Raw genomic sequence first — 26017 nt, 5'->3', positions numbered from 1 at the left:
GCTGCGATCACAGCATCTTTTCAAGGCCGACGGCCTTGCTGACCCAGGCGTTGAACCGTCGCCACATCCCGCCAGGCTCGGACGTCAGTATCCGCTGCTTGCCGTCTTCTTCAGTCACCCACACCAGTTTGTCACCCCGCAACTGCGGCTGGTAGCTCAGCGCCGGGGCCATACCCTGCACCGCCAGCGCGCGCGTGTATTCGGCCAGTTCCGGGCTGTCCACCAGCACACCGACTTCGGTATTCCACAGCACCGATCGCGGGTCGAAGTTGAACGAACCGATGAAGGTCTTGCGCCGGTCGAACACGATCGCCTTGCTGTGCAGGCTCGAATCCGAACCGCCATGGAAGCTCAACCGCCCGGCACTCGGGTCACCCGGCTGGCGGCGTAATTCATACAGCTTCACGCCATGTTCGAGCAGCGCCCGGCGATACGGCGCATAGCCGCCGTGCACCGCAGGTACGTCGGTCGCTTCCAGCGAGTTGGTCAGCAGTTTGACCGAGATGCCGGCATCGGCGTTGTGGGTCAGGTACAGCAAGCCCGATTCACCGGGCACGAAATACGCCGACACCAGGATCAGCTCGTGGCGAACGTTGCTCAGGTCGGGGGCCAGTTGCTGGGTCAGCAACAGTTGCGGGTCTGGCTCGTCATTGGCCAGGACCTTGCTCGGCGCATCCCACAGGGCCTGGCTGTGCGCCCAGATCAACTCGTTGCGCCACACATCCAGGCGCGGCTGCGACTGGTAGGCCATCAAGCGGTCATACAAGGCCTTGCGTCGCGTACGCGCCTCGGCCAGGGAAACTTCCAGGCGATGGCGGCTGGCGTGCAGGTCGTGGGCATCGGGCTGGCGCCAGAGGAAATCGCCGATGGGGCGGCTCAGGGCGCTGTTCCAGTACTGGTCGAAACTGTGGCCAAGTTGTTCGGCCACCGGGCCCACGCCCAGCAGGTCGATGTCGGTGAAGTTGAGGTTGGGTTCGGCATCGAAGTATTCGTCGCCCAGGTTGCGCCCGCCGACGATGGCCATGCTGTTGTCCACCAGGAACAGCTTGTTGTGCATGCGCCGGTGCTGGCGCGACAGGTTGAACAAGCGGCCTACCGCACGCGTCACCCCGGTGCTACGCCCCAGGTGCAGCGGGTTGAAGACGCGAATCTGGATGTTCGGGTGGGCGTCGAGGGTACCCATGATGGTGTCCAGGCCGTCGCTGGTGGTGTCGTCGAGCAGAATGCGCACGCGCACGCCGCGGTCGGCGGCACGCAACAGTTCATGGACCAGCGCACGGGTGCTGAGGCCGTCATGAACGATGTAGTACTGCAGGTCGATGCTGGCCTGGGCGTTGCGGATCAGCTCGGCGCGCGCGCGAAACGCCTCGTTGCTGTTGGGCAGCAAACGAAAGCCCGAACGGCCCTCGTAGGGCGCAGCCTGGCGCAGCACCGAGCGGCCGAAAGCTGAGTCTTTGGCCGGCAGCGCCTGGCTGACTTCGCGGGGGATGTCGACGCTTGCGCAGCCTGCGAGGCCGCACAATAGCGTCAGCAGAAGCGGCAGAGCTCGCTGCAATCTCAAGGTAAGCGTGTCCTGTACAGCAAAGGCCTAAGGGGTTGGACCATGGTGGGCGGCGCAAAGTTACGCGCAGGCGTCGTCCTGATCCAGTAGACGAAGGGCGGTTTCACCCACTTTGCGCACGGCGGCCTCGATTGACGGCGTAGGCAGGGCCGCGAAGTTCATGCGCAAGCAGTGACGGAACTTGCCCGAGGCCGAGAAAATGCTGCCGACCGCGATCTGTACATCTTGCTCCAGTAAAGCGCGGTTCAGCCGCAGCGTGTCGAAATGTTCGGGCAGTTCGACCCACAGCATGAAGCCACCCTGGGGCCGACTGACACGCGTGCCCGGCGGGAAGTAACGGGTCACCCAGTCGCTCATCAGGTCGCGGCTGCGTTGGTACTGGCTGCGCATGCGCCGCACGTGAGGCTGGTAATGGCCGGCTTTGATGAAGTCGGCGATGGCCAGCTGGGGCTGGCTGGCGGTGCTGCCGGTGCTGATGTACTTCATGTGCAGCACCCGCTCCAGGTAACGCCCCGGCGCTACCCAGCCGATGCGCAGGCCGGGTGCCAAGGTCTTGGAGAACGAACTGCACAGCAATACACGGCCGTCGTCGTCGAACGACTTGAGGGTGCGCGGGCGCGGGTAGGTGTAGGCCAGGTCGCCGTACACATCGTCTTCGAGAATGGCCACGTCATAGCGCTGGGCCAGGCTGAGCAAGGCCTTCTTGCGTGCCTCGGGCATGATGTAACCCAGTGGGTTGTTGCAGCTCGGGGTGATCTGGATGAGCTTGATCGGCCACTGCTCCAGGGCCAGTTCCAGTGCTTCGAGGCTGATGCCGGTGACCGGGTCGGTGGGGATCTCCAGCGCCTTCATGCCCAGGCCCTTGAGGGTTTGCATGGCGCCATGAAAGCTGGGCGAGTCGACCGCAACAATGTCGCCTGGCTCGCACACGGCGCGAATGCTGCAGGACAGCGCCTCATGGCAGCCGGTGGTCACCACCAGGTCCGCCGGGCTCAGGCGGCAGCCGGAGTCCAGCGTCAGGCGGGCGATCTGCTCGCGCAGGGCCAGGTTGCCATGGATGTTGTCGTAGTAGAGGCCGGGCATGTCCTGGCGCCGGCTCAGCTGGGCGAGGCTGCGCAGCAGCGGCTTAAGGGTCGGGCTGTTGATGTCGGGCATGCCGCGCCCCAGCTGCATCACATCCTGGCGTGGGGTGCTGCGGACCAGTTCCAGCACCTGCTCCCACTGGGAGATGTCCACGGGGCGCTGGGCCGGGCGGCTGACGGCGGGCAGGGCAGGGAGGTGGCGGCCTTCGCTGACGAAATAGCCGGATTTGGGCCGCGGCGAGACCATGCCGCTGTCTTCGAGCATGCGGTAGGCCTGTTGCACGGTGCTCAGGCTGACCCCGTGCTCCACGCTCAGGGCACGCACCGAGGGCAGGCGCTGGCCGGGGCGATACAGGCCCTGTTCGATACGGGCGCCGAGCAACTCGGCGAGGTTGAGGTAAAGCGTCACGGCATACTCCAGCGCCGCTGAGCTGCAGCGACCAGTACAGTTGCGCTGAAAATACAGCATTCACCCGTCGATTCGCCAATTCTGTATGGGAATAATAAGCCGCTATTGGATCTGTATTGTCATCAGTGCCGACGCGCATGCTTGCTTCACGGTATCAACTGAGCGGGAGAACGCAGCGATGGGTGGCATGAGCGATGTGCGCTTGCAACTGATGGCCAAGGAGCTGGAAACCGGGCAGCACGCCAAGGTCTTCAATGCGCCGGCAGGCCTGAGCCGTTGGGGGCTGATGCTGCACCGCTGGCACACCCGCAGGGCCTTGTTGCAACTGACCGATGATGAATTGCGCGATGTCGGGCTGAGCTGGGAGCAGGCCCGAGAAGAGGGGCGTAAGCCATTTTGGAGGGATTGATTGAGGGCTACGTGGTGCATGGCTTGAGGGTGATGGTGGCGCTCGATTTGCGCGCCACTATCACCCTCAAGGCATGCTCCGCCTCACATCACCTAAACCAATTCCTTGAGCCGGTGCCAGAGCATCCCCAATGCCAGCAGTGGCGAGCGCAGGTGCTTGCCGCCAGGGAAGGTGATGTGCGGCACCTTGGCGAACAGGTCGAAGCGCCCGCTCTGCTGGCCGCTGATGGCCTCGCCAAGCAGGCGCCCTGCAAGGTGGGTGGCGTTGAGCCCATGGCCGGAATAGGCCTGGGCGTAGTAGACGTTCGGCTGGCTGGCCAAACGCCCGATCTGTGGCAGGCGGTTGGCCCCGATGCCAATCATGCCGCCCCATTGGAACTCGATGCGCACATCGGCCAACTGCGGGAATACCTTGAGCATCTTTGGCCGCATGTAGGCGGCAATGTCTTGCGGGTCGCGGCCGGAATAGTGGCAGGCACCGCCGAACAGCAGCCGCTGGTCGGCAGACAGCCGGTAGTAATCCAGCGCCACGCGCTGGTCGCACACGGCCATGTTCTGCGGCAGCAGCGCGCGGGCACGCGCGTCGCCCAGGGGCTCGGTGGCGATGATGTAGCTGCCGGCGGGTAGCACCTTGCCGCCCAGCTCGCGATTGAGGCCATTGTGGTAGGCGTTGCAGCACAGTACCAACGTCTTGGCACGGACCCGGCCTTGAGCGGTGTGTACCTTGACTTCGGGGCCGTACTCGATGCGCGTGACCTCTGACTGCTCGAACAGCCGCACGCCAAGGCGGCTGGCCACGGCCGCTTCGCCGAGGGCCAGGTTGAGCGGGTGCAGGTGGCCCGAGCCCATGTCGATCAGGCCGCCCACATAGCGGTCGGAGCCGACCACGCTGTGAATATCGTCTTTCGCCACCAGACGCAGCGCGTGGCGATACCCCAGGCTGCGCAATGCTTCGGCTTCTTCGGCAAAGCCTTGCAGCTCGCCAGGTTTGTTGGCCAGGTCGCAGTAGCCCCAGGTCAGGTCGCAGGCGATGTTGTGGCGCTCGACCCGCTCGCGGACGATCTCCACGGCCTCCAGGCCCATCAGCTTCATGCTGCGCACGCCTTCCTCGCCGATCACCGGGAGGAACTGCTCCAGGCCATGGCCGACACCGCGGATCAATTGCCCGCCGTTGCGCCCGCTAGCGCCCCAGCCGAGCTTGCGGGCTTCCAGCAGGATCACCGAGAGGCCACGTTCAGCCAGTTCGATCGCGGTGTTAAGGCCTGAATAGCCACCGCCAATGATGCACACGTCGGCGCTGTGCTCGCCTTGCAGGAAGGCATGATCGGCGTGTGGCGCGCTGCTGGCGGCGTAATAGGAAGCGGCGTGCTGCGCGCTATGGATCATGGGGCAGGTCCTGGGCTTTTGGGCAGAGGAGGGAGGATAAGCCGGGGTCGGAAGGTGGGCAACAAGGCGAGAGCCGCGTCCGCGCTCGCGGTTAAAGCTGCGCCCACAGGGCCGGTGCAATGGGCCTATAATTCACCCCACCTTCTTGCTCTGTACCCGCCATGTCCTGCAACCGCCACAAGATTCACTTCCTGCGCGAACTCATCCCTTCTTTCGAGTGCGAGCCCGGCTGCCACGACTGCTGCGGCCCGGTCACCACCTCGGCCGAAGAAATGGCTCGCCTGCCGCGCAAGACCGAGGCCGAGCAAGCCGCTGCGCTGCAGCACCTGGACTGCGTGCACTTGGGCCCCAACGGCTGCACAGTGTATGAAGAGCGCCCGATGATCTGCCGCCTGTTCGGCACCACCCCACGCATGGCCTGCCCGCGCGGCCGTGGCCCGGAGCAGATGATCGAGCCCGAGGCCGAGCAGCTCGTTCATCAATTCATTGCCACCACCCGCCAGGTGCTGGTCTAGCGTCAGTCCGGAATCGGCAGGCAGAGGCTCTCCTTCACCTCTTCCATCACGATGTAGCTCTTCGACTCGCGCACGTGCGGCAGCTTCAGCAGGATGTCGCCCAGCAGCTTGCGGTACGACGCCATCTCCGAAATACGCGCCTTTACCAGGTAGTCGAAATCGCCCGAAACCAGGTGGCACTCCAGCACATGGGGCAGCTTGAGCACCGCACGCCGAAACTCCTCGAAGGTGTCGCCAGACTTGTAGTCCAGGCTGATTTCGACGAACACCAGCAAGCTGCCCTTCAGGTGCTGCGGATTGAGCCGGGCGTTGTAGCCCATGATGATGCCCTCGCGTTCCAGGCGGCGGACGCGCTCGGTGCAAGGGGTGGTGGAAAGCCCAACTTTCTCGCCCAGTTCGGTGAAGGAAATACGCCCGTCATTCTGCAGGATCCGCAGTATGTTGCGGTCGATCTTGTCCAGTTCACGCTTGCTCTGGTGCTGGGTTCTCATAGGGGATGCCCCTCCGTGAAAGGCAATATTGCCGAGAATTCTCGCCAAATATAGGCTTTTATATAGTGAATTGCACTGGTCTGTAATTTTTATACTGCGCGCATCCATGCCATTTCAACAAAAGACAGCGGTGCGCCGCGTGCGAGGGATCAACAATGCGAGTTCTGGTACTTGGTAGCGGTGTGATCGGAACCGCCAGTGCCTATTATCTGGCCCGGCAAGGTTACGAAGTGACGGTGGTCGACCGCCAGCCGGCGGTAGCCATGGAAACCAGCTTCGCCAACGCAGGCCAGATCTCGCCCGGCTATGCCTCGCCCTGGGCCGCCCCGGGTGTACCGCTCAAGGCCATCAAGTGGTTGCTCGAACGCCACGCGCCCCTGGCCATCAAGCTGACCGGCGACGTTGACCAGTACCTGTGGATGGCACAGATGCTGCGCAACTGCACCGCCAGCCGTTATGCGGTGAACAAGGAACGCATGGTGCGTCTGTCCGAGTACAGCCGTGATTGCCTCGACGAGCTGCGTGCCGAAACCGGCATCGCTTATGAAGCCCGCACCCTGGGCACCACCCAGTTGTTCCGCACCCAGGCGCAGGTCGATGCCGCCGCCAAAGACATCGCCGTGCTCGAGCAGTCCGGTGTGCCTTATGAACTGCTCGACCGCGACGGCATCGCCCGCGTCGAACCGGCCCTGGCCGGGGTAAAAGACATTCTGGCCGGTGCCCTGCGCCTGCCCAACGACCAGACCGGCGACTGCCAGCTGTTCACCACCAAGCTTGCCGACATGGCGCTGAAGCTGGGTGTGGAGTTCCGCTTCGGCCAGGACATCCAGCGCCTGGACTTCGCCGGCGACCGCATCAATGGCGTGTGGATCGACGGCAAGCTGGAAACCGCCGACCGCTACGTGCTGGCCCTGGGCAGCTATTCGCCGCAGATGCTCAAGCCGCTGGGTATCAAGGCGCCGGTCTACCCGCTCAAGGGTTACTCGCTGACGGTGCCGATCACCAACGCCGACATGGCGCCGACCTCGACCATTCTCGATGAAACCTACAAGGTCGCCATCACCCGTTTCGACAACCGCATCCGCGTCGGCGGCATGGCTGAGATCGCCGGTTTTGACCTGTCGCTGAACCCGCGTCGACGCGAAACGCTGGAGATGATCGTCAACGACCTTTATCCTCGCGGCGGTGACCTGAGCCAAGCCAGTTTCTGGACCGGCCTGCGCCCGGCGACCCCGGACGGTACACCGATCGTGGGTGCCACTGCGTTCCGTAACCTGTTCCTGAACACCGGTCACGGGACCTTGGGCTGGACCATGGCGTGCGGTTCGGGTCGCCTGCTGGCAGACCTGATTGCGCGCAAGAAGCCGCAGATCAGTGCCGAAGGCCTGGATATTTCCCGTTATGGCAACAGCCGGGAAGCCACCAAGCAAGGCCAGACCGCGCCCGTGCATCAATGATTTGAAGGCCTGCGCTGGCCTCTTCGCGGGGTTACCCGCGAAGAGGCAAACACCGTTATTAAACTGAACCACCATAAGGCATGCCGCCATGCGTCCCGCCCGCGCCCTGATCGACCTCCAGGCCCTGCGCCACAACTACCGCCTTGCCCGTGAACTGACCGGCGCCAAAGCCCTTGCCGTGATCAAGGCCGATGCCTACGGCCACGGCGCGGTGCGTTGCGCCCTGGCACTGGAGGCCGAAGCCGATGGCTTTGCCGTGGCCTGCATCGAAGAAGCGCTAGAGCTGCGCGCAGCTGGCATCAAGGCGCCTGTGCTGTTGCTCGAAGGCTTCTTCGAGGCCAGCGAACTGGCCCTGATCGCCGAGCACGACCTGTGGTGCGTGGTGCATTCGCTGTGGCAGCTTGAAGCAATCGAAAAGACCCAGGTGCACAAGCCGCTGACCGTCTGGCTGAAGCTCGACAGCGGCATGCACCGCGTCGGCCTGCACCCCAAGGATTATCACGAGGCGTATCAGCGCCTGCTGGCTACTGGCAGCGTCCTGCGCATCGTATTGATGAGCCACTTCGCCCGTGCCGACGAACTGGACGCCGACGCCACCGCCGAGCAGATCTCGGTGTTCGAGGCCGCGCGCCAGGGGCTGGCTGCCGAGTGCAGCTTGCGCAACTCGCCCGGGGTGCTGGCGTGGCCACAGGCGGGTGGCGACTGGGTGCGCCCGGGCCTCATGCTGTATGGCGCCACCCCCTTCGAAGTCGCCCAGGCCGAGGCTGAGCGCCTGCAACCGGTGATGACCCTGCAATCGCGGGTCATCAGCGTGCGCGAGCTGCCGGCCGGCGAGCCGGTGGGCTACGGCGCCAAGTTCATCGGCACGCGGCCGACCCGTGTCGGCGTGGTCGCCATGGGCTATGCCGATGGCTACCCACGCCAGGCGCCCAATGGCACCCCGGTGATGGTCGCGGGCAAGCGCAGCCAGCTGATTGGCCGGGTGTCGATGGACATGCTGTGCATCGACCTGACCGATGTGCCCGAGGCTACCGTGGGCAGCCCGGTGGAGCTGTGGGGTAAGCAGGTGCTGGCCAGCGAGGTGGCTGCCCATGCCGGCACCATTCCGTACCAGATCTTCTGCAACCTCAAGCGGGTGCCGAGGGACTACTGTGGTGAGTAGGTGCGACGAATAAGACGCTGAAGCGGACAGGTTGCAGGGTGGTGTGTTGTAAATACTGAACGGCATTGCCATGATATCGTTCACATTCACCCCCTCTCTACCCGTTTCAGGAGGCTCCAGCTTTGGACGTCGGCGAACGACTGCAAGCCATCCGCAAGCTCAAGGGCCTGTCACAACGTGAGCTCGCCAAGCGCGCGGGTGTCACCAACAGCACCATCTCGATGATCGAGAAAAACAGCGTCAGCCCTTCGATCAGTTCGCTGCGCAAGGTGCTGAGCGGCATTCCGATGTCCATGGTCGAGTTCTTTTCGGTCGAACTGGCCGCCGAGAGCCCTACGCAGGTCGTCTACAAGGCCCATGAGCTGATCGACATCTCGGACGGTGCGGTGACCATGAAGCTGGTGGGCAAGTCGCACCCCAACCGCGCCATTGCGTTTCTCACCGAGGTCTACCCACCGGGTGCCGACACCGGCGCCGAGATGCTTACCCACGACGGTGAAGAGACCGGCATACTGCTTGAAGGGCGGCTTGAGCTGGTGGTCGGCAACGAGATTTTCATCCTCGAAGAGGGCGACAGCTACTACTTCGAAAGTACCCGCCCGCACCGCTTTCGCAACCCCTTCAAGGAACCTGCCCGGTTGATCAGCGCCGCGACGCCTTCAAACTTTTGATCCAGCGCAGTGCATTGTTTCGGCAATACCCCTTTCCTGTGTGGGGTCGTTTCACGGCCTCTGGGTTCCCGCTATACTTTTCAACGCTCGCCGATCCGTGGCCGCGAGCGTGATTAGCCACCATGAGGGTGTACGCGTGAACCAAATCAAGAAGATGCTGGCCGTACCAGCAGCCGTATTCGCCCTCTGGGCAATGAGCGCAACCGCTGCAACCAATGACGACATCGCCAAGCGCCTAGAGCCGGTGGGCCAGGTGTGCGTCCAGGGCCAGGAGTGCAAGGGCATGGCGGTTGCCACTGCGGCGGCTGGCGGCGCTGCCAAGACGCCGGATGACATCATCGCCAAGCACTGCAATGCCTGCCATGGCACCGGCTTGCTGGGCGCGCCGAAAATCGGCGATACCGCCGCGTGGAAGGAACGTGCCGACCACCAGGGCGGCCTGGATGGCATCCTGGCCAAGGCCATTACCGGTATCAATGCCATGCCGCCGAAGGGCACCTGTGCCGATTGCTCGGATGATGACCTGATGGGTGCGATCAAGAAGATGTCGGGGTTGTAAGCAGCCGCTCAATTGCATGAGGCCCGCCTTTGATGGCGGGCTTTGTATATGTGCAGCCAGTGCCGGCAACCAACCCGCTGAACCCCATGTCCAACCCCTGACCCCATGGAAGACTCAGGAGGCCAAGATGCACCTCTGCTCCATCGATCAGGCAGTCGACCAGGCGCTGTCGCGCCTGCCGGCCCACATTCACATGGGCCTACCGCTGGGCCTTGGCAAACCCAACGCCTTCGTCAATGCGCTGTACGCCCGAGTGCGCGAACTGCCCGAGCGCCAGCTGACGATCTACACCGCCTTGTCCCTTGGCCGTCCACCCTTGGGCGACGGCCTGCAGCGGCGCTTCCTCGAACCCTTCATCGAGCGTGTGTTCGCCGATTACGAAGACCTCACCTACCTCGCCGACCTGCGCAACGACCAACTGCCGCCGAACATCCGCGTCGAGCAGTTCTTCATGCAGCCCGGCAGCCTGCTGCACAGCGAGAGCGCCCAGCAGGACTACGTCAGCAGCAACTACAGCCACGCCGCCCGTGACATCAACGCCAAGGGCCTTAACCTGATTGCCCAGCTGGTGGCCGCCACGCCAGAAAAGCCCGTGCACCTGAGCTTGGCCTGTAACCCCGACATCACCCTCGACCTGCTGCCGATGATCGCCAAGCGCCGCGCGGCCGGTGAAACCATTCTCATGCTGGGCCAGGTGCATGCCGAGCTGCCCTACATGCCAGGTGACTCGGAGCTGAGCATCGACGCATTCGACCTGCTGATCGATGAGGTGGAGCAACGCCGGCTGTTCTCCACGCCGAACATGCCGGTCACCACCCAGGACCATTGCATCGGCCTGCACGCCAGCACCCTGGTGCGTGATGGCGGCACCTTGCAGATAGGCATCGGCGCCATGGGCGATGCCGTGGCCGCTGCGCTGTTAGCGCGCCAGGGCGCCAATGCGGGCTATCGGGCATTGATGGATGAACTGGATGTTGGCCCTTGGCAAACCCTGATCCAGCGGGAAGGGGGGCTGGATGCCTTCGCCCAAGGCCTCTACGGATGCAGCGAAATGTTCGTCAACGGCCTGCTGGCGCTGGCCGAGGCGGGCGTGGTGCGGCGCCCGGCAGACGAGCAGGGCGTACTGGTGCATGGCGGGTTTTTCCTCGGCCCACGGGCGTTCTACCAACGCTTGCGGGACATGCCGCTGGAGCAGCGCGCACGGTTTGCCATGACGCGTATCAGTTTCATCAATGAGCTGTATGGCCAGGAAGAACTGAAGCGCCGCCAGCGCCGGGATGCGCGGTTCATCAACACGGTATTCACCATGACCCTGCTGGGCGCGGGGGTGGCCGACCAGCTGGAGGATGGCCGTGTGCTCAGCGGCGTGGGCGGGCAGTACAACTTCGTCGCCCAAGGCCACGCGCTGGAGGGCGGGCGATCGATACTGCTGTTACGTAGCTGGCGCGAGGCGGCGGGCGAGGTCAGCTCGAACCTGCTGTGGGCCTACGGCCACTGCACCATCCCCAGGCACCTGCGCGATATCGTGGTGACCGAGTACGGCATCGCCGACCTGCGCGGGCTGACCGACAGTGAAGTGATTGCACGGTTGTTGGCGGTCAGTGATTCGAGGTTCCAGGGCGAGCTGATCGAACAGGCCAAGAAGGCCGGCAAGTTGGCCAGGGATTTCCAGCTGGAAGCACGCTTTACCGACAACACGCCAGAGCGCCTTGAGGCCATCCGGGCGCGCCATGCAGGGCTGTTTCCGGAGTATCCGCTGGGCACCGATTTCACGGCCGAAGAGCGTGACTTGCTGCGGGCGTTGAACTGGCTGAAGAGCAAGTTCAGGTTGAGCGAGGTACTGGGGCTGGGCAAGGCAGCGCTGGATGCGCCGGGGCCGGAGGGGTATGCGGCGCAGTTGGCGCGCATGGGGTTGGGGGATCCCCAAGGGCTGAAGGAAGAAATCTATCAGCGGTTAATGCTGGCGGGTTTGGCGGCGACCCGATAATTGTCGGGGCCGCAGAGCGGCCCTTTCGCTACGCAAGGCCGCTCCTACAGGCTCGCGCGATCTGCTTCACCTGTAGGAGCGGCCCCAACGGCGATCACTCGATGAAGCTGACCACACCACCTGCCAGCGACTTCACCCGCGCGAGCGATTCAACGCGGTAGCCCTGGCTGTCCAGCTCGGCACGGCCGCCCTGGAACGACTTCTCGATGACGATACCCAGCCCAGCCACCGTGGCGCCAGCCTGCTTGATGATCGAGATCAGTGCCTGCGACGCCTTGCCGTTGGCCAGGAAGTCATCGATCACCAGCACGCGGTCGCTGCTGTTGAGATGGCGCGGCGAGATGGCCACGGTGTTCTCGGTCTGCTTGGTGAAGGAGTACACCGAGGCAGTCAGCAGGTTCTCGGTCAGCGTCAGCGACTGGTGCTTGCGCGCAAAGATCACCGGCACGCCCAGCTTCAGGCCCGTCATCACCGCCGGGGCAATGCCCGAGGCTTCGATGGTGACGATCTTGGTCACGCCGGCGTCGGCGAACAGGCGGGCGAACTCGTCACCGATCAGCTGCATCAGCGCAGGGTCGATCTGGTGGTTGAGAAACGCGTCGACTTTGAGAACCTGATCGGAAAGCACGATGCCTTCTTCGCGAATCTTCTGATGCAGTGCTTCCACTGTGGTTTTCCTCGATGTAGCAAAGGTGGCCGCAACAGCGGCAACGGTTAAAGAGTAAGGGTTGATCAGCGTTTGAGCATCGCCCGAATATCGGCCAGTGCGTTGTTGCCACGCGCAGCTTTGACTTCGACTGGCGCATCGTCCAGGCCTTCCCAGGCCAGGTCGTCCGGCGGCAGTTCGTCGAGGAACCGGCTCGGTGTGCAGTCGATGATCTCGCCGTACTGCTTGCGCTTGGCCGCAAAGGTGAAGGCCAGGGTCTGGCGCGCGCGGGTGATGCCCACGTAGGCCAGGCGGCGTTCTTCTTCGATGGTGTCGGCTTCGATGCTGGAGCGGTGCGGGAGGATCTCTTCTTCCATGCCCATGATGAACACGTAAGGGAATTCCAGCCCCTTGGAGGCATGCAGGGTCATCATCTGCACGCCTTCGGCGTTTTCTTCCTCTTCCTGCTGGCGCTCGAGCATGTCGCGCAGCACCAGCTTGCCGATGGCGTCCTCGATGGTCATGTCACCCTCTTCGTCCTTCTCGAGGGTGTTTTTCAGCGCTTCGACCAGGAACCAGACGTTGCTGATACGGAACTCCGCCGCCTTGTCGCTGGCGGTTTGCTGGCGGATCCAGTTCTCGTAGTCGATGTCGCGGATCATTTCGTGCAGCGCGGCGATCGGGTCGTCCAGCGCCACCTTGTGGCGCACACCGTCCAGCCAATGCTTGAAGCGCTGCAGGCGCTCGGTGTAACGGGCGTCCAGGTGCTCGCCCAGGCCCATCTCCTCGCTGGCGGCGTACATCGAGATACCGCGTTCGGTCGAATAGTTACCGAGCTTTTCCAGGGTCGTGGAGCCGATTTCCCGGCGCGGCACATTGATGACCCGCAGGTAGGCGTTGTCGTCGTCGGGGTTCACCAGCAGGCGCAGGTAGGCCATGAGGTCCTTGACCTCCTGGCGGCCGAAGAAGCTGTTGCCGCCGGACAGGCGATACGGCACCTGGTGGTGCTGCAGCTTGAGTTCGATCAGCTTGGCCTGGTAGTTGCCGCGGTAGAGGATGGCGAAGTCGCTGTACGGGCGGTTGGTGCGCAGGTGCAGGGTGAGGATTTCCATGGCCACCCGTTCGGCCTCGGCTTCCTCGTTCTTGCAACGGATCACACGGATCTCGTCGCCCACGCCCATCTCGCTCCACAGCTGCTTTTCGAACGCGTGTGGGTTGTTGGCGATCAGCACGTTGGCGCAGCGCAGGATGCGGCTGGTGGAGCGGTAGTTCTGCTCCAGCATGACGATTTTAAGGGAGGGGTAGTCCTCCTTGAGCAGCATCAGGTTCTCGGGCCGCGCGCCGCGCCAGGCGTAGATCGACTGGTCGTCGTCGCCGACCACGGTGAACTGGTTGCGCATGCCGATCAGCATTTTCACCAGCAGGTACTGGCTGGCGTTGGTGTCCTGGTATTCATCGACCAGCAGGTAGCGCACGCGGTTCTGCCAGCGCTCCAGCACCTCGGGGTGTTCCTGGAACAGCTTGACCGGCTGCAGGATCAGGTCGTCGAAGTCCACCGCGTTGAACGCCTTGAGCGTGCGCTGGTAGTGGGTATAGACGATGGCGGCGGTCTGCTCGCGCGGGTTGCGAGCCTTTTCCAGGGCCTCGGGGGGGAGGATCAAGTCGTTCTTCCAGGCACCGATCATGTTCTTGATCTCGTCGATGCCGTCGTCGCCGGAATACTCTTTCTGCATGATGTCCGACAGCAGTGCCTTGATGTCGGACTCGTCGAAGATCGAAAAACCAGGCTTGTAGCCCAGGCGCTCATGCTCCTTGCGGATGATGTTCAAGCCCAGGTTGTGGAAGGTGCACACGGTCAGGCCGCGGCCTTCCCCCGGCCGCAGCAGGGTGGCGACCCGCTCTTTCATCTCGCGTGCGGCCTTGTTGGTGAAGGTCATCGCCACGATGTACTGGGCACGGATGCCGCAGTTCTGGATGAGGTGGGCAATCTTGCGCGTGATCACGCTGGTCTTGCCGGAACCTGCACCGGCGAGCACCAAAAGAGGGCCGCCAACGTAGTCTCGGGCTTCCTGTTGCCGGGGATTGAGTCGGGACATGCTAGAAACCGGGGGTCGCCAGAAAATAGCCGCGCATTCTAACAGGCATGGGCCGGTTATGGCGCGACCGTCTGACGTCTGAGTCAGACTTTTGTCTGCGCATAAGCATTAGTTAGGCTCATGCTATTCATTGAAAAAATCGTATTTGCCGGTTGGCCTGGTTTCGCGCAGGATGCACGACAAAATGCGTCGGGGTGTACATGTCTAAAAATGGAAATCATTTTCATTAATGCAGTAGCATACCTGGCCTCTGCCGCTGCCCCGTCCAAGCCCTAAGGAGCCCGCTTGTCCACGCCTGTCGAACCTCTGCGTTTGCTGCTGTTGGCTGATGAGCCGGAATGGGCCGTGCTGTTGCGTGAGTGCGTGCAGGCCCTTGGCGGCAGCGCAGTGTTGTTGACCGCACCTGACTGGGAGTCGGTCGACAGCCTGTTCAGCCATGACCGCCAGGCCGTGGTCCTGGCCACACCGGCCCTGCAGCCTGCCCCTGGGCGCTGCGAACTGCCCACCATCGTGCTGCTCGATCACGAGCCGGAGGTGGCGCCCGGCGGGGTCAGCGACTGGCTGGTGCGCGACCATCTCAATGCTGATACCTTGCGCCGCTCGCTGCGCCATGTGCGCGAGCGCGGCGTGCTGGTGGCCACCTTGCAACGCCTGGCCGAGCAGGACCCACTGACCGGCATCGCCAACCGCCAGGGGTTTCAGGCCTTGCTGACGGCGCGCCTGGCAGAAGGTGATGGCCGTGGCCTGGCCCTCGGCCACCTCGACCTGGACAACTTCCGCCACGTCAACGACGCCCTCGGCCACCAGAGCGGCGACCGCCTTATCCTGCAGGTGGTGGTGCGGCTCAAGCAGCAACTGGAGGCCGGTGACCTGGTGGCGCGACTGGGCAGCGACGAATTCGCCCTGCTGATCGATACCCGCCGTGACCCGAACCGGGCCGAGTGGATGGCCGAACGCATCATCGAGGCCTTGGCCGAGCCCTACTGGATCGACGGCGAAAGCCTGCTGCTCGGCTGCAGCCTGGGCCTGGCGCATGCCCGCGCGCAGAGCGGTGCCGACCCCCTGATGTGGCATGCGCATATCGCCATGCGCCAGGCCAAGGGCAGCCAAGGCTGTACCTTTCATGTCTTCAATGAACGCATCAACTGCAACGCCCGCAGCCTTGCCGACCTGGAAAGCGAGCTGCGCCGGGCCCTGCGCCGTGACGAGCTGGAGCTGCACTACCAGCCACGGCTGAACCTGGCCGATGGGCGTATTGTCGGCCTGGAGGCGTTGGTGCGCTGGCGCCATGCCGAACGCGGCCTGTTGCCGCCCAGCGAGTTCGTGCCGCTGGCCGAGCAGAGCGGGCTGATCGTGCCGTTGGGCTACTGGGTGATATCGCGCGCGCTGCGTGACATGCAGGCGCTGTGCGAGCATGGCCTGGCGCCGCTGCACATGGCGGTGAACCTGAGCTTTCGCCAGTTTCAGGACAGCCAGCTACTGACGACCCTGAGCCGGTTGATCATCGAACACGGGGTCGATGCCCGCTGGCTGGAGTTCGAGCTGACCGAGACGGCGGTCATGCGTCGCAACGAGCTGGTACGCCAGACCATGGATGCCCTGGGGCGCCTGGGCGTGCGGTTTTCCCTGGATGATTTCGGCACGGGGTTCTCATCGTTCGTGCACTTGAACAGCCTGCCGATCGCGTTGCTCAAGGTCGATCGCAGCTTTGTTGCCGAAATGGAAATGCGCGAAGAGAACCGCAAGCTGGTGCACGCGATGATCAACCTGGCGCACAACCTCAACCTTGAAGTGGTGGCCGAGGGGGTCGAGAGCGAGGCACAGATGGCCTTGCTGCGTGAGTTCGGCTGTGACCAGGTGCAGGGGTTTCTGGTCAGCAAGCCGCTGCCGGTAGGGGAGTTGATGGCGTTTTTGCAGGAAAGTGGCAAGCCGCACCTGGTCAGCGTGTGAAATAGCCGGGGAGGGCAAAGCGCCCCCCCCGGGCATTCAGGCCGACACCGCTGCCTGGCTGCCAGCCCCAGCCTTGCGCAGCAACCGCTTCATCCGCCATTCAAAGCCAAAGGTCAGCGCCACTGCCGCGCAGGCCAGCCCCAGCGCCAGCCCCCACCAGATCCCGACCGCGCCGCCACCCAGGTTGAAGGCGAACAGCCAGGCGCTGGGTGCGCCCACTAGCCAATAGCAGCACAGCCCGATCAGGAAGGTGGTCTTGGCATCCTTCAAACCACGGATCGAGCCCATGGCGATGGTCTGCATGCCATCGAACAGTTCGAACCACGCCGCCACCATCACCAGTTGCACGGCCAAGTGGTAGATGGCCGCGAACGCCGGGTCGTCGCGGTCGATGAACAACCCCACCAAGGCATCCGGCAACAGCCAGAACAGCGCGGCGAAGGCGAACATGATCATCCCGCCGAAACCGATGCCCACCCGGCCTGCGCTGCGGGCGGCGAGCAGGTTGCCGCCGCCGTAGTACAAGCCCACGCGCATGGTCACGGCATAGGACAGCCCGGTGGGCACCATGAACGCCGTCGAAACGATCTGCAGCGCGATCTGATGCGCCGCCAGTTCCGTGCTGCCGAGCACGCCCATGCACAGCGCGGCAAAGGCAAACAGGCCGACCTCGACCATGTACGTGCCGCCAATCGGCAGGCCCAACCGCCACAACTCGCGCAGGGCCGGCAGCGAAGGGCGCGACAGGCCCTTGCGCAGCGGGTAGGCGGCATAGGCCGAATGCCAGCGGATGTACAGTGCCAGGGCAATGGCCATGCCCATCGACACCACCGCAGTGACCAGGCCGATGCCCATCAGGCCCAGCTTGGGCAGGCCGAACATGCCTTCGATCATCGCGACGTTGAGCAGGTAGTTGAGCACCGTGCCAATCACGCTGATGACCATCACCGGCGTCGAGCGGCCGAGGGCGCTGGTGAACCCGCGCAAGGCCATGAAGGTCAGGTAGCTGGGCAGGGCCAGCGGCAGCAGGGTGAGAAACTCGGCTGCCGAGGCGACGTTGTCCGGCTGCTGGCCGAACATCAGCAATACCGGCTCCAGGTTCCACAGCGCCAGCGCCGCGACCAGCGCCAGGCCCCAGGCCAGCCACAAGCCGTTCTGGGCCAGGCGGGTGACGCCTTCGATGTCGTTGGCGCCCTTGCGGATGGCCACCAGCGTGCCGACAGCGGCGATCACGCCCAGGCAGAAAATCGACACGAACGAGTAGCTGGCAGCGCCCAGGCCACCGCCGGCCAGTGCTTGTGGGCTGATGCGGGCCATCATCAGGGTGTCGGTCAGCACCATCAGCATGTGCGCCAACTGCGAGGCGATCAGCGGCCCGGCCAGGCGCAGCAAAGCCTTGAGTTCGGTGGTGGGCGCTACATGCATGTGAGTAGTCCTTCTTCCTGATTCTGTGAGCAAGGGGCGAGTCTGAGGCTTTGGTCAACTTTGCACAAAAGGATAAAAGCGATCATTGGCATGAGTCTGACTCATGGGTATATGCTGCGGTCGATCGGTTTCACAGCCCCGTATGGCAGGTGCCTCATGTCTCGTCAGCTCCCTCCGTTGTATGCCTTGCGCGCATTCGAAGCCGCTGCCCGGCTGAGCTCCTTCACCCGCGCCGGCGAAGAGCTGTCCATTACCCAGAGTGCTGTCAGCCGCCATATACGCACCCTTGAGCAGCACTTCGCCTGCCGCTTGTTCGTGCGCAGCGGCCGCAGCCTGCAACTGACCGAAGCGGCAAGGCTATTGCTGCCCGGCGTGCGCGAAGGCTTCACTGCGCTGGAGCGGGCGTGCGATACCTTGCGCGGTGAAGATGACATCCTGCGCATGAAAGCGCCCTCTACCCTGACCATGCGCTGGTTGCTGGCGCGCCTGAGCCGCTTTCGTCACCTGCAGCCGGGTAATGAAGTGCAACTGACCAGTGCCTGGATGGACGTCGACCATGTCGATTTCAACCAGGAGCCTTTCGATTGCGCAGTGTTGCTCAGCGATGGCGTGTTCCCGGCACATTGGGAGGTGCGCCGGTTGTTTCCCGAACTGCTGATCCCAGTGGGCGCACCCGACCTGCTCGACGAAGCACCGTGGGACGAGCATCGGCTGGCCTGCTTCGAGTTGTTGCACCCGACGGTGGACAAGCGCGACTGGCGAGAGTGGCTGCAGCGCATGGGGCTTGGCGACAAGGTCTCGCTCAAGGGCGGCCAGGTGTTCGACACCCTGGAGTTGGGCATGATCGCGGCGGCGCGTGGCTATGGGATATCCATGGGCGATTTGCTGATGGTGGCCGAGGATGTGGCGCAGAAGCGCCTGAGCCTGCCCTGGCCGACGGCGGTACCCAGCGGCATGGACTATTACCTGGTGTGGCCGCGTACCCGGCCGGGCGGCGAGCGGCTGCGGCGGTTGAGCGCGTTTCTGCACGACGAGGTGGCGGCCATGGACCTGCCGAAGGTGGAAATCCTGCCGGCGATTGGGCCGCAGCGCGACCCAATGCACCCCTGAGCCTTACATCGAGCCCAGGTTCAACGCCTGCGCACAGGCCTGCAACGAGCGGCGCTCGCTTTGCGCATACAAGGCCAGTTCATCCTGCACCTTCAGCCCCAGTGCGGCCTCGAAGGCCTCACGGTTAGCGTTGCTGCCATAGTCTGCCTGCGCATCATCGCCCAGGTTGGACTGGAAGATCCCTGCCGCGCTCACCGGCAGGAAGTCTTCATACACCAGCGCCTCGTAGTGTACATGCCCTGCTTCGATCAGCCCCTGCAGGGTGGTCGGGCGCTCGCGCTGATCGCGTGCGGCCAGGCCTTTTTCGGTGGCAAAGTAACGGAAGTACGCCAGGCCTTGCTCGCGCATCTGCGCCAGGTCATCCGGGAACTCCGCGAAGGTCTGGCTCAACAGTGCCTTGTAACGCTCGGCATTGGCTTCGGCGGGGGCACCGCCCAAGGCCGCGCGCGTGGCATCAAGCAACTTGTCGTAAAGCTGGCGGCCCTTCGGCGTCAGCGCCGCACCGCGCTGTTCGATCTCGCCGAAACGTGCGGTGTGGCTGCCCTCGCTGCCTTGCTGGTCACAGAAGGCGACCTTCTCCTGCAGTGCCTTGAAGCTGGTCTGGCGCAGCAGGATCGGGTGACGACGGGTGGGCGGGCCTTCGACCACGGCTTTTGGCGGGATGCCCTTGGCCGGCATGCCGACCTGGATCGCGTCGATGTCCAGGGTGCGCGGGGTGAGGTGGTTGATGTGCGGGCCTTTGAAGGCAACCACATCGGCGATCAAACGGTGCTGGTCGTGCAGTTGCTGGTACTGCTCGGCGGTTACCGTGGCGTCGTGGTGCCAGCGGAAGGTGTGCAACGCTTCCTGTACGAAGGCTTCGGCGTCGGCCGCGCTCAGGCCGCCGTCACGTTCGCACTGCTCGATCAGTTCAAGCACGCGCGGGGTGAAGATCTCGCGTTTGGCCAGGATGCCCTGCGCCAGCTCACGCAGCTGTGGGTTGTCGATCAGTTCCAGGCGCAGCAACGAGGTGAACACGCGGAACGGGCTGACATGCAGCGATTGCTCGTGCACGGCGCGAAATGCCGTGGAGTGCACCGGTACGCCCGCCGAGCTGAGGTCGTAGTAGCCGACGGGCTCCATGCCCATCACTGCGAACAGTTTGGCGATGGTGGCCAGCTCTTCGGCGGTGCCGACACGGATGGCGCCGTGGCGCTCCTGGTCCAGGCGTTCGATTTCGCCGGTCCAGCGCAGCGCTTCGGCCACTTTGGGTTGCTGGGCCATGACCTGCTGGTTGATTTCGCTCACCAGCTCCAGCAACGTGCCATACAGCGGTACTTCCTGTTTGTACATGAGCGACATGGCGGCAGAGAACTGCGCGCGGATGCTGTCTGGGCTGACGAAATCGTGGGCGGGCATCGCTAGCTTCCTGGTTAGGTTCGGACGCTTACATGAAAGCTGGGAATGCACATGGCTCACAAGCGAAAAAAAGTGGGTGTGTCATTCCTTTTTTGATCGACCTAAGGGCCGCAAAGCGGCCCCGGCACGCTCAACGCTGCAACTGCTCGCGCACCCACTCCACCAACGCCCGCACCTTGGGCACTTCCGCTGCATGCTCGGCATACGCCAGGTAATGCGCCCCAGTACTGCGCATCGCATGATTCCACGGAATGACCAGGCTCCCTTCATTCAATTCCTTGGCCACTAGGTACTGCGGCACCAACGCCACCCCACACCCCGCCTGCGCGGCGCTCAAGGCCATGTAGAAGGTATCGAACCGCGGCCCGTGGTAGCTGCTGACACTGTGCAGCCCCAGTTCGAGAAACCACTCATGCCACGCTTCCGGCCGCGATGTGCTCTGCAGCAGCACCAGTTCGGCCAACTCTCCCGCATCGGCCAGCGCCCGCCCGGCCAAAAGCTCCGGCGCGCATACCGGTACCACCTCTTCGCGGAACAGCTCTATGCAGGTCGCCCCCGGCCAGGTGCCCTGCCCATAGAAGAACACCACGTCCGCCGAGCCTTGCAGCAAGGCGAACGGCTCCATCTCGTTGCGGATGTCCAGGTGGATATTGCTGTGGCGTTTGCCAAACCCCTTGAGGTGGGGGATCAACCAGCGCACGCCAAAACTCGGTTGAGTGGCTACCTTCAATATCTCGGTCTGCTCGCCATAGGTCAGGACGTAGCGGCTGGAGATGTCGACCTGGGTGAGGATCTTGTTGACCTCGGCCAGGTACAGGCTGCCGGCTGGCGTCAGTTGCAGGCGGCGGCGAATGCGCAGAAACAGGTGGTGGCGCAGCATGTCTTCGAGCTGCGCCACCTGCTTGCTGACCGCGCTCTGGGTCAGGTGCAGCTCTTCGGCGGCACGGGTGAAGCTTAAATGACGGGCTGCGGCTTCAAAGCACTGCAGGGCGGTCATGGAGGGCACCAGGCGTTTGGACATAGCGGTCTCTGCGGCTCAAATCATTACCTGACGGAATGATATGCGGAATAAAGGTCGTTTGTTGCACTGGTGTGATCGGATTAATACTGATCCACATCATTTTTCCACCCCATCACCGATGTAGGAGATGCACCAATGGTTGCTGGATTGCTCGAGCGTCTTGGCGTTGCCGCCGAGGCTTACACCCAGGGCGACTACCCTGTTCACACGCCGATCGACGGCAGCCAGATCGCCTCGGTGAAGCTGCTCGGCAAGGCCGAGACCATCGCCCGCATCGATCAGGCCCACAGCGCCTTCGAAGCCTGGCGCAGCGTACCGGCCCCACGCCGTGGCGAGCTGGTCCGCCTGTTCGGCGAAGTGCTGCGTGAGCACAAGGCCGACCTCGGCGAGCTGGTTTCGATCGAAGCCGGCAAGATTACCCAGGAAGGCCTGGGCGAAGTCCAGGAAATGATCGACATCTGCGACTTCGCCGTCGGCCTGTCGCGTCAACTGTACGGCCTGACCATCGCCTCCGAGCGCCCGGGCCACCACATGCGTGAAAGCTGGCACCCGCTGGGCGTGGTTGGCGTAATCAGCGCCTTCAACTTCCCGGTGGCCGTCTGGGCCTGGAACACCGCACTGGCCCTGGTGGCCGGTAACTCGGTGGTGTGGAAGCCGTCGGAAAAGACCCCACTGACCGCCCTGGCCTGCCAGGCGCTGTTCGAAAAAGCCCTGAAAGCCTTTGGCGATGCACCGGCTGGCCTGGCGCAACTGGTCATCGGTGGCCGTGAAGCGGGCGAAGCCATGGTCGACGACCCGCGTGTGCCGCTGGTCAGCGCTACCGGCAGTACCCGCATGGGCCGTGAAGTCGGCCCACGTGTCGCTGCCCGCTTTGGCCGCAGCATCCTCGAACTGGGTGGCAACAACGCCATGATCCTGGCACCGAGCGCGGACCTGGACCTGGCCGTGCGTGGCATCCTGTTCTCGGCCGTCGGCACTGCCGGCCAGCGTTGCACCACCTTGCGCCGCCTGATCGTGCACCGTTCGATCAAGGATGAAGTGGTTGCCCGCGTCAAAGCCGCCTACGCCAAGGTGCGTATCGGTGACCCACGCAAGGACAACCTGGTGGGCCCGCTGATCGACAAGCTGTCGTTCGATGCCATGCAGGGCGCGCTGGCCAAGGCCCGCGACGAAGGCGGCCAGGTGTTTGGCGGCGAGCGTCAGCTGGCTGACCAGTACCCGAACGCCTACTACGTATCCCCGGCCATCGCCGAGATGCCGGCCCAGAGCGACGTAGTGCGCCACGAAACCTTCGCGCCGATCCTGTACGTGCTGGCCTACGACGACTTCGAAGAGGCCCTGCGCCTGAACAACGAAGTGCCACAGGGCCTGTCCTCGTGCATCTTCACCACCGACCTCCGTGAAGCCGAGCGCTTCCAGAGTGCCTCGGGCAGCGACTGCGGCATCGCCAACGTCAACATCGGCACCAGCGGCGCCGAGATCGGCGGTGCGTTTGGTGGCGAGAAGGAGACCGGCGGTGGCCGTGAGTCCGGTTCGGATGCCTGGAAAGGCTACATGCGTCGCCAGACCAACACCGTCAACTACTCGCGCGAGCTGCCGCTGGCGCAGGGTATCGTGTTCGACTGATGCTGCATGGCCGGGGGCGATGCCCCCGGTTCGCGGGGCAAGCCCGCTCCCACAGAAATCATGCACACAACGCGATCTCTGTGGGAGCGGGCTTGCCTGCGAATGGGCCGCAAAGCGGCGCCAAAACACGAGATGCACCCGCAATAAGAACAACACTGCTGGAGCCGGCCATGTCCGAACTGCGTCAACAATGCTTGTGGGAATTCGTCAGCAAACCCACCGTCGCCGCCCAGGCCCTGGCCGGTGAGCACAAGGCCGATGTCTGTGTCATCGGTGGCGGCATCACCGGCCTGTCCGCAGCTATCCACCTGCTGGAGCAGGGCAAGTCGGTGATCCTGCTGGAAGCCTGGCAAATCGGCCACGGAGGCTCCGGGCGTAACGTCGGCCTGGTCAACGCAGGCACCTGGATCCGCCCCGACGATGTCGAGGCGACCCTCGGCCAGAAGCAGGGCAGCCGCTTGAACAAGGTGCTCGGCGAGGCACCCGGCGAGGTCTTCGCCATGATCGAGCGCCTTGGCATCGACTGCCAGGCCCAGCACAAAGGCACGCTGCACATGGCGCACAACGCCACCGGCATCGCCGACCTCGAAGCCCGCCATGAACAGTGGAGCCGGCGAGGGGCTGATGTGGAGCTGCTGACCGGCGCCCAATGCCAGGAATACTGCGGTACCAACAAAATTTCCGCCGCGCTGCTCGACCGCCGCGCCGGCACCATCAACCCCATGGGTTACACCCAAGGCCTGGCCGCTGCGGTCTCGCGCCTGGGTGGCAAAGTGTTCCAGCAGTCGTCCGTCGAGGGCCTGGAGCGCGAGGGTGATGGCTGGCGAGTGAAGACCGCGCGCGGCTCGGTGCGCGCCGACAAGGTGGTGATGTCCACCGGTGCCTACACTGAAGGCGACTGGAGCAACCTGCAGAAGCAGTTCTTCCGCGGTTACTACTACCAGGTGGCGTCCAAGCCGCTGCAGGGCGCCGCCGCCGACAAGGTGCTGCCGCATGGCCAAGGCTCCTGGGACACCCGCACTGTGCTCAGCAGCATCCGCCGTGACGACCAGGGCCGCCTGCTGCTGGGCAGCCTGGGCCGGGTCGACAACAAGCCGGCCTGGTTCGTGCGCAGTTGGGCGGACCGGATCCAGAGCCATTACTACCCGGAGCTGGGCAAGGTCGAGTGGGAGATGCACTGGACTGGCTGCATCGATTTCACCCCCGACCACCTGATGCGGCTGTTCGAGCCGGCGCCTGGGTTGGTCGCGGTGACCGGTTACAACGGGCGCGGCAACACCACCGGGACCGTGATCGGCCGGGCGTTTGCCGAGTTCCTGCTCAAGGGTGAGGCGGACAGCTTGCCGATTCCGTTCTCGCCGATGACCGGGGTGAGTGCGCCGTCGTTGCGCACGGCGTTCTATGAGTCCGGGTTCTCGCTGTACCACGCGGGGCAGTGCTTGAGAGTGGTGCTGTAAGGTACTGGTACGGTTCTGTAGGAGCGGCCTTGCGTCGCGAAAGGGTCGCGCAGCGGCCCCGGCGATTTTTGCTGCGCCACAGAACTTGGGGCCGCTGCGCTGCCCTTTCGCGACGCAAGGCCGCTCCTACAATCAGCGCCAATTCAGGGGCCCCAGGTCATTTGTGCAACCAACTGAGGAAGCCGCCCTTCTTGATCAGGGTCGGCTTCTGCAGCAGTAGCGATTCCCGGCTCTGGCGCCGGAACCGCTGCAACTTGCTCAACGCCGTCTGCACCTCGCCGCGCTGCACCAGGCAGCTCTTCACCTGTTCCTTGTCGATGCGGTAAAGCACGCAGCTGGTCAGCGTGCGGAATTCAGCGAAGCCGTCGTCCTCGTCGAGGATGCCCTCGATTCCCAGTACCTCCCCAGGCCCCATGCGCCCAGCCTCCAGCAACTTGTCGCCGTCGCGGACTGACGCCGAAACCACGCCGCTGCCAATCACCAACAGATGCTCCGAGCGTTCGCCCACCCCCAGGATCACCTGGTCGGCCAGGTACTCTACCGCGGTCATGCGCTGGCTCAGCGCATCGCGTTCGTCATCGCTCAGCGAGCGGAACACCCGCACCTCGTCCAGTACTTCGCGCTGGCGGCTGCGTGGCGGCATGGCCAGGTCGACGTTCCACATCACGCCACTGGCCTCAAGGTGCCGGTGGGCCAGGTCGAACAGCTGATTGCGCGCTTCGGTCTTGCCGCCCATGTCGGCAATGAAACCACTGGCCTCGTATTCCACCGATTCCAGGCTCGAGGCCTTCACCGTGACTTTCGGCTTGGGCGAGGCCAGTATCGCGCGGGTGCCCTGCAAGGCCTTTTCCAGCGCATCGAATACCCGCTTCGGCCGCACCTTGGCCGGCACCACCACGCTGATCGATACACCGTGCACATCGGCCGGGCGGCTGTGGTTGAGCAGCTTGGCCTTGGCCGCGACCGAGTTGGGGATCACCGCCAGGCTGCCGGACCCGGTCAGCAGGCGGGTGGCGCGCCAGTCGATGTCCAGTACCTTGCCTTCGGTGCCATCGATGGAGATCGCATCGCCGATCTGATAGGGCCGTGTGGTGTTCAGCACGATGCCGCTGAACACATCGGCCAAGGTGCTTTGCAATGCCAGGCCGATAACGATGGCCATCACCCCGGAGGTGGCCAGCAGCCCCTTCACCGGCAGCTGCATTACGTAGCCTGCCGCCGCCACCACCGCCGCCAGGAATATCAGCGCCCCCAGCACATCCTGCAGCAACCGCCCGCCATGGCTGCCGCGCGCCACCAGCAGCAGGCCGAACACCACCGTCACCGTGCGCGCGCCGAACAGCCACCAGCCGATCGTCAGCACCGTGGCCATCAGGTTGCGCGACACATCCTCGGGCCATGGCGGTGGTTGCAACGGGCTCATGCCGGCGGCCAGCAGCACCGAGCTGAACAGCAGGAAGATCACCAGCCGCGCGCCGATACGCCAGGCCCGGCGCTGGAGGGGGATCAGTTGCCAGAGCACGAGGTCGAGCAGAATCAGGGCGCAGCCGAGCAGCAACGGGGAAGACTGGATAAAGGCCAGCATGGTGGTCTCGGGATG

General features: G+C 64.0%; 21 protein-coding genes. 11 read left to right on the top strand and 10 right to left on the bottom strand.

What is annotated here, in order from left to right; translation table 11 throughout:
- Positions 1–7: 7 nt before the first annotated feature.
- Complete coding sequence (locus tag CKW22_RS07155; protein ID WP_095063932.1) at positions 8–1561, bottom strand: phospholipase D family protein; 1554 nt, start codon at positions 1559–1561, stop codon at positions 8–10.
- 60 nt (positions 1562–1621) lie between these two features.
- Positions 1622–3052 carry a PLP-dependent aminotransferase family protein gene (locus CKW22_RS07150; RefSeq protein WP_162181158.1) on the bottom strand — a complete coding sequence of 477 codons (1431 nt, stop codon included), beginning with the start codon at positions 3050–3052 and terminating at the stop codon, positions 1622–1624.
- Positions 3053–3230: 178 nt separating this feature from the next.
- On the opposite strand from CKW22_RS07150, the gene CKW22_RS07145 reads away from it, so the two are divergent.
- Entirely contained in the window at positions 3231–3461 is a 231-nt protein-coding gene (locus tag CKW22_RS07145) for a DUF1127 domain-containing protein (protein WP_033702284.1), read from the top strand.
- A 92-nt stretch (positions 3462–3553) separates the two neighbouring features.
- Here CKW22_RS07145 and CKW22_RS07140 read toward each other — a convergent pair whose 3' ends face one another.
- A complete protein-coding gene (locus CKW22_RS07140; protein WP_033702281.1) occupies positions 3554–4846 on the bottom strand; it encodes an FAD-binding oxidoreductase in 1293 nt (430 codons plus the stop codon).
- Between the two features lie 161 nt (positions 4847–5007).
- Here CKW22_RS07140 and CKW22_RS07135 point away from each other — a divergent pair, with 161 nt between their 5' ends.
- Positions 5008–5361: a YkgJ family cysteine cluster protein gene (locus CKW22_RS07135; RefSeq protein ID WP_033702279.1), complete on the top strand. Its 354-nt coding sequence runs from the start codon at positions 5008–5010 to the stop codon at positions 5359–5361.
- Positions 5362–5363: 2 nt separating this feature from the next.
- Here the strand turns inward: CKW22_RS07135 and dadR are convergent, their stop codons facing one another.
- A complete protein-coding gene (gene dadR / locus CKW22_RS07130) occupies positions 5364–5852 on the bottom strand; it encodes a transcriptional regulator DadR (RefSeq protein WP_003258963.1) in 489 nt (162 codons plus the stop codon).
- A gap of 155 nt (positions 5853–6007) precedes the next feature.
- Between dadR and dadA the strand changes: the two genes are divergently transcribed.
- The 5 genes from dadA (at position 6008) to CKW22_RS07105 (ending at position 11688) form a co-directional block, all read left to right on the top strand.
- Positions 6008–7309 (top strand): D-amino acid dehydrogenase, encoded by a 1302-nt coding sequence (gene dadA / locus CKW22_RS07125; protein ID WP_033702277.1) that lies wholly within the window; start codon positions 6008–6010, stop codon positions 7307–7309.
- A gap of 88 nt (positions 7310–7397) precedes the next feature.
- Entirely contained in the window at positions 7398–8471 is a 1074-nt protein-coding gene (gene alr, locus CKW22_RS07120; protein WP_033702275.1) for an alanine racemase, read from the top strand.
- A 122-nt stretch (positions 8472–8593) separates the two neighbouring features.
- Positions 8594–9142 carry a cupin domain-containing protein gene (locus CKW22_RS07115; protein WP_033702273.1) on the top strand — a complete coding sequence of 183 codons (549 nt, stop codon included), beginning with the start codon at positions 8594–8596 and terminating at the stop codon, positions 9140–9142.
- A 154-nt stretch (positions 9143–9296) separates the two neighbouring features.
- Positions 9297–9701: a cytochrome c5 family protein gene (locus CKW22_RS07110; protein ID WP_033702594.1), complete on the top strand. Its 405-nt coding sequence runs from the start codon at positions 9297–9299 to the stop codon at positions 9699–9701.
- A 127-nt stretch (positions 9702–9828) separates the two neighbouring features.
- Positions 9829–11688: an acetyl-CoA hydrolase/transferase C-terminal domain-containing protein gene (locus tag CKW22_RS07105; protein ID WP_095063931.1), complete on the top strand. Its 1860-nt coding sequence runs from the start codon at positions 9829–9831 to the stop codon at positions 11686–11688.
- A 94-nt stretch (positions 11689–11782) separates the two neighbouring features.
- Here CKW22_RS07105 and CKW22_RS07100 read toward each other — a convergent pair whose 3' ends face one another.
- The gene (locus tag CKW22_RS07100; RefSeq protein ID WP_033702269.1) at positions 11783–12355 is read right to left on the bottom strand and encodes a xanthine phosphoribosyltransferase; all 573 of its coding nucleotides are present in this window, start codon (positions 12353–12355) and stop codon (positions 11783–11785) included.
- Between the two features lie 65 nt (positions 12356–12420).
- The gene (rep, locus tag CKW22_RS07095) at positions 12421–14430 is read right to left on the bottom strand and encodes a DNA helicase Rep (protein ID WP_033702267.1); all 2010 of its coding nucleotides are present in this window, start codon (positions 14428–14430) and stop codon (positions 12421–12423) included.
- Positions 14431–14715: 285 nt separating this feature from the next.
- Between rep and CKW22_RS07090 the strand changes: the two genes are divergently transcribed.
- Entirely contained in the window at positions 14716–16380 is a 1665-nt protein-coding gene (locus tag CKW22_RS07090; RefSeq protein ID WP_033702266.1) for a bifunctional diguanylate cyclase/phosphodiesterase, read from the top strand.
- A gap of 36 nt (positions 16381–16416) precedes the next feature.
- On the opposite strand, the gene CKW22_RS07085 is transcribed toward CKW22_RS07090, so the two are convergent.
- The gene (locus CKW22_RS07085) at positions 16417–17805 is read right to left on the bottom strand and encodes a NorM family multidrug efflux MATE transporter (protein ID WP_033702265.1); all 1389 of its coding nucleotides are present in this window, start codon (positions 17803–17805) and stop codon (positions 16417–16419) included.
- Positions 17806–17961: 156 nt separating this feature from the next.
- Between CKW22_RS07085 and CKW22_RS07080 the strand changes: the two genes are divergently transcribed.
- Positions 17962–18915 carry a LysR substrate-binding domain-containing protein gene (locus CKW22_RS07080; protein WP_095063930.1) on the top strand — a complete coding sequence of 318 codons (954 nt, stop codon included), beginning with the start codon at positions 17962–17964 and terminating at the stop codon, positions 18913–18915.
- Between the two features lie 3 nt (positions 18916–18918).
- Here CKW22_RS07080 and CKW22_RS07075 read toward each other — a convergent pair whose 3' ends face one another.
- Together CKW22_RS07075 and CKW22_RS07070 are read right to left on the bottom strand one after the other, a co-directional pair.
- The gene (locus CKW22_RS07075; RefSeq protein WP_033702261.1) at positions 18919–20313 is read right to left on the bottom strand and encodes a VOC family protein; all 1395 of its coding nucleotides are present in this window, start codon (positions 20311–20313) and stop codon (positions 18919–18921) included.
- 130 nt (positions 20314–20443) lie between these two features.
- Entirely contained in the window at positions 20444–21334 is an 891-nt protein-coding gene (locus tag CKW22_RS07070) for a LysR family transcriptional regulator (protein ID WP_033702259.1), read from the bottom strand.
- 135 nt (positions 21335–21469) lie between these two features.
- Here CKW22_RS07070 and CKW22_RS07065 point away from each other — a divergent pair, with 135 nt between their 5' ends.
- Positions 21470–22960: an aldehyde dehydrogenase family protein gene (locus CKW22_RS07065; RefSeq protein WP_033702257.1), complete on the top strand. Its 1491-nt coding sequence runs from the start codon at positions 21470–21472 to the stop codon at positions 22958–22960.
- Between the two features lie 170 nt (positions 22961–23130).
- Positions 23131–24417 carry an FAD-binding oxidoreductase gene (locus CKW22_RS07060; protein ID WP_033702256.1) on the top strand — a complete coding sequence of 429 codons (1287 nt, stop codon included), beginning with the start codon at positions 23131–23133 and terminating at the stop codon, positions 24415–24417.
- Between the two features lie 157 nt (positions 24418–24574).
- On the opposite strand, the gene CKW22_RS07055 is transcribed toward CKW22_RS07060, so the two are convergent.
- Positions 24575–26002 (bottom strand): mechanosensitive ion channel family protein, encoded by a 1428-nt coding sequence (locus CKW22_RS07055; RefSeq protein ID WP_095063929.1) that lies wholly within the window; start codon positions 26000–26002, stop codon positions 24575–24577.
- Between the last annotated feature and the right edge of the window lie 15 nt (positions 26003–26017).

The organism is Pseudomonas sp. Irchel s3f19, assembly GCF_900187555.1.
In the GTDB taxonomy this organism is placed as follows: Bacteria; Pseudomonadota; Gammaproteobacteria; order Pseudomonadales; family Pseudomonadaceae; genus Aquipseudomonas; species Aquipseudomonas capeferrum.
This window is presented reverse-complemented; position numbering and strand designations above follow the sequence as displayed.

Bases quoted from the DNA above. Each gene is read 5' to 3' on its own strand.
- CKW22_RS07145 (WP_033702284.1), top strand. From the start codon at position 3,231: ATGGGTGGCATGAGCGATGTGCGCTTGCAACTGATGGCCAAGGAGCTG.
- CKW22_RS07140 (WP_033702281.1), bottom strand. From the start codon at position 4,846: ATGATCCATAGCGCGCAGCACGCCGCTTCCTATTACGCCGCCAGCAGC.
- CKW22_RS07135 (WP_033702279.1), top strand. From the start codon at position 5,008: ATGTCCTGCAACCGCCACAAGATTCACTTCCTGCGCGAACTCATCCCT.
- dadR (WP_003258963.1), bottom strand. From the start codon at position 5,852: ATGAGAACCCAGCACCAGAGCAAGCGTGAACTGGACAAGATCGACCGC.
- dadA (WP_033702277.1), top strand. From the start codon at position 6,008: ATGCGAGTTCTGGTACTTGGTAGCGGTGTGATCGGAACCGCCAGTGCC.
- alr (WP_033702275.1), top strand. From the start codon at position 7,398: ATGCGTCCCGCCCGCGCCCTGATCGACCTCCAGGCCCTGCGCCACAAC.
- CKW22_RS07110 (WP_033702594.1), top strand. From the start codon at position 9,297: ATGCTGGCCGTACCAGCAGCCGTATTCGCCCTCTGGGCAATGAGCGCA.
- CKW22_RS07105 (WP_095063931.1), top strand. From the start codon at position 9,829: ATGCACCTCTGCTCCATCGATCAGGCAGTCGACCAGGCGCTGTCGCGC.
- rep (WP_033702267.1), bottom strand. From the start codon at position 14,430: ATGTCCCGACTCAATCCCCGGCAACAGGAAGCCCGAGACTACGTTGGC.
- CKW22_RS07085 (WP_033702265.1), bottom strand. From the start codon at position 17,805: ATGCATGTAGCGCCCACCACCGAACTCAAGGCTTTGCTGCGCCTGGCC.
- CKW22_RS07080 (WP_095063930.1), top strand. From the start codon at position 17,962: ATGTCTCGTCAGCTCCCTCCGTTGTATGCCTTGCGCGCATTCGAAGCC.
- CKW22_RS07075 (WP_033702261.1), bottom strand. From the start codon at position 20,313: ATGCCCGCCCACGATTTCGTCAGCCCAGACAGCATCCGCGCGCAGTTC.
- CKW22_RS07070 (WP_033702259.1), bottom strand. From the start codon at position 21,334: ATGTCCAAACGCCTGGTGCCCTCCATGACCGCCCTGCAGTGCTTTGAA.
- CKW22_RS07065 (WP_033702257.1), top strand. From the start codon at position 21,470: ATGGTTGCTGGATTGCTCGAGCGTCTTGGCGTTGCCGCCGAGGCTTAC.
- CKW22_RS07060 (WP_033702256.1), top strand. From the start codon at position 23,131: ATGTCCGAACTGCGTCAACAATGCTTGTGGGAATTCGTCAGCAAACCC.
- CKW22_RS07055 (WP_095063929.1), bottom strand. From the start codon at position 26,002: ATGCTGGCCTTTATCCAGTCTTCCCCGTTGCTGCTCGGCTGCGCCCTG.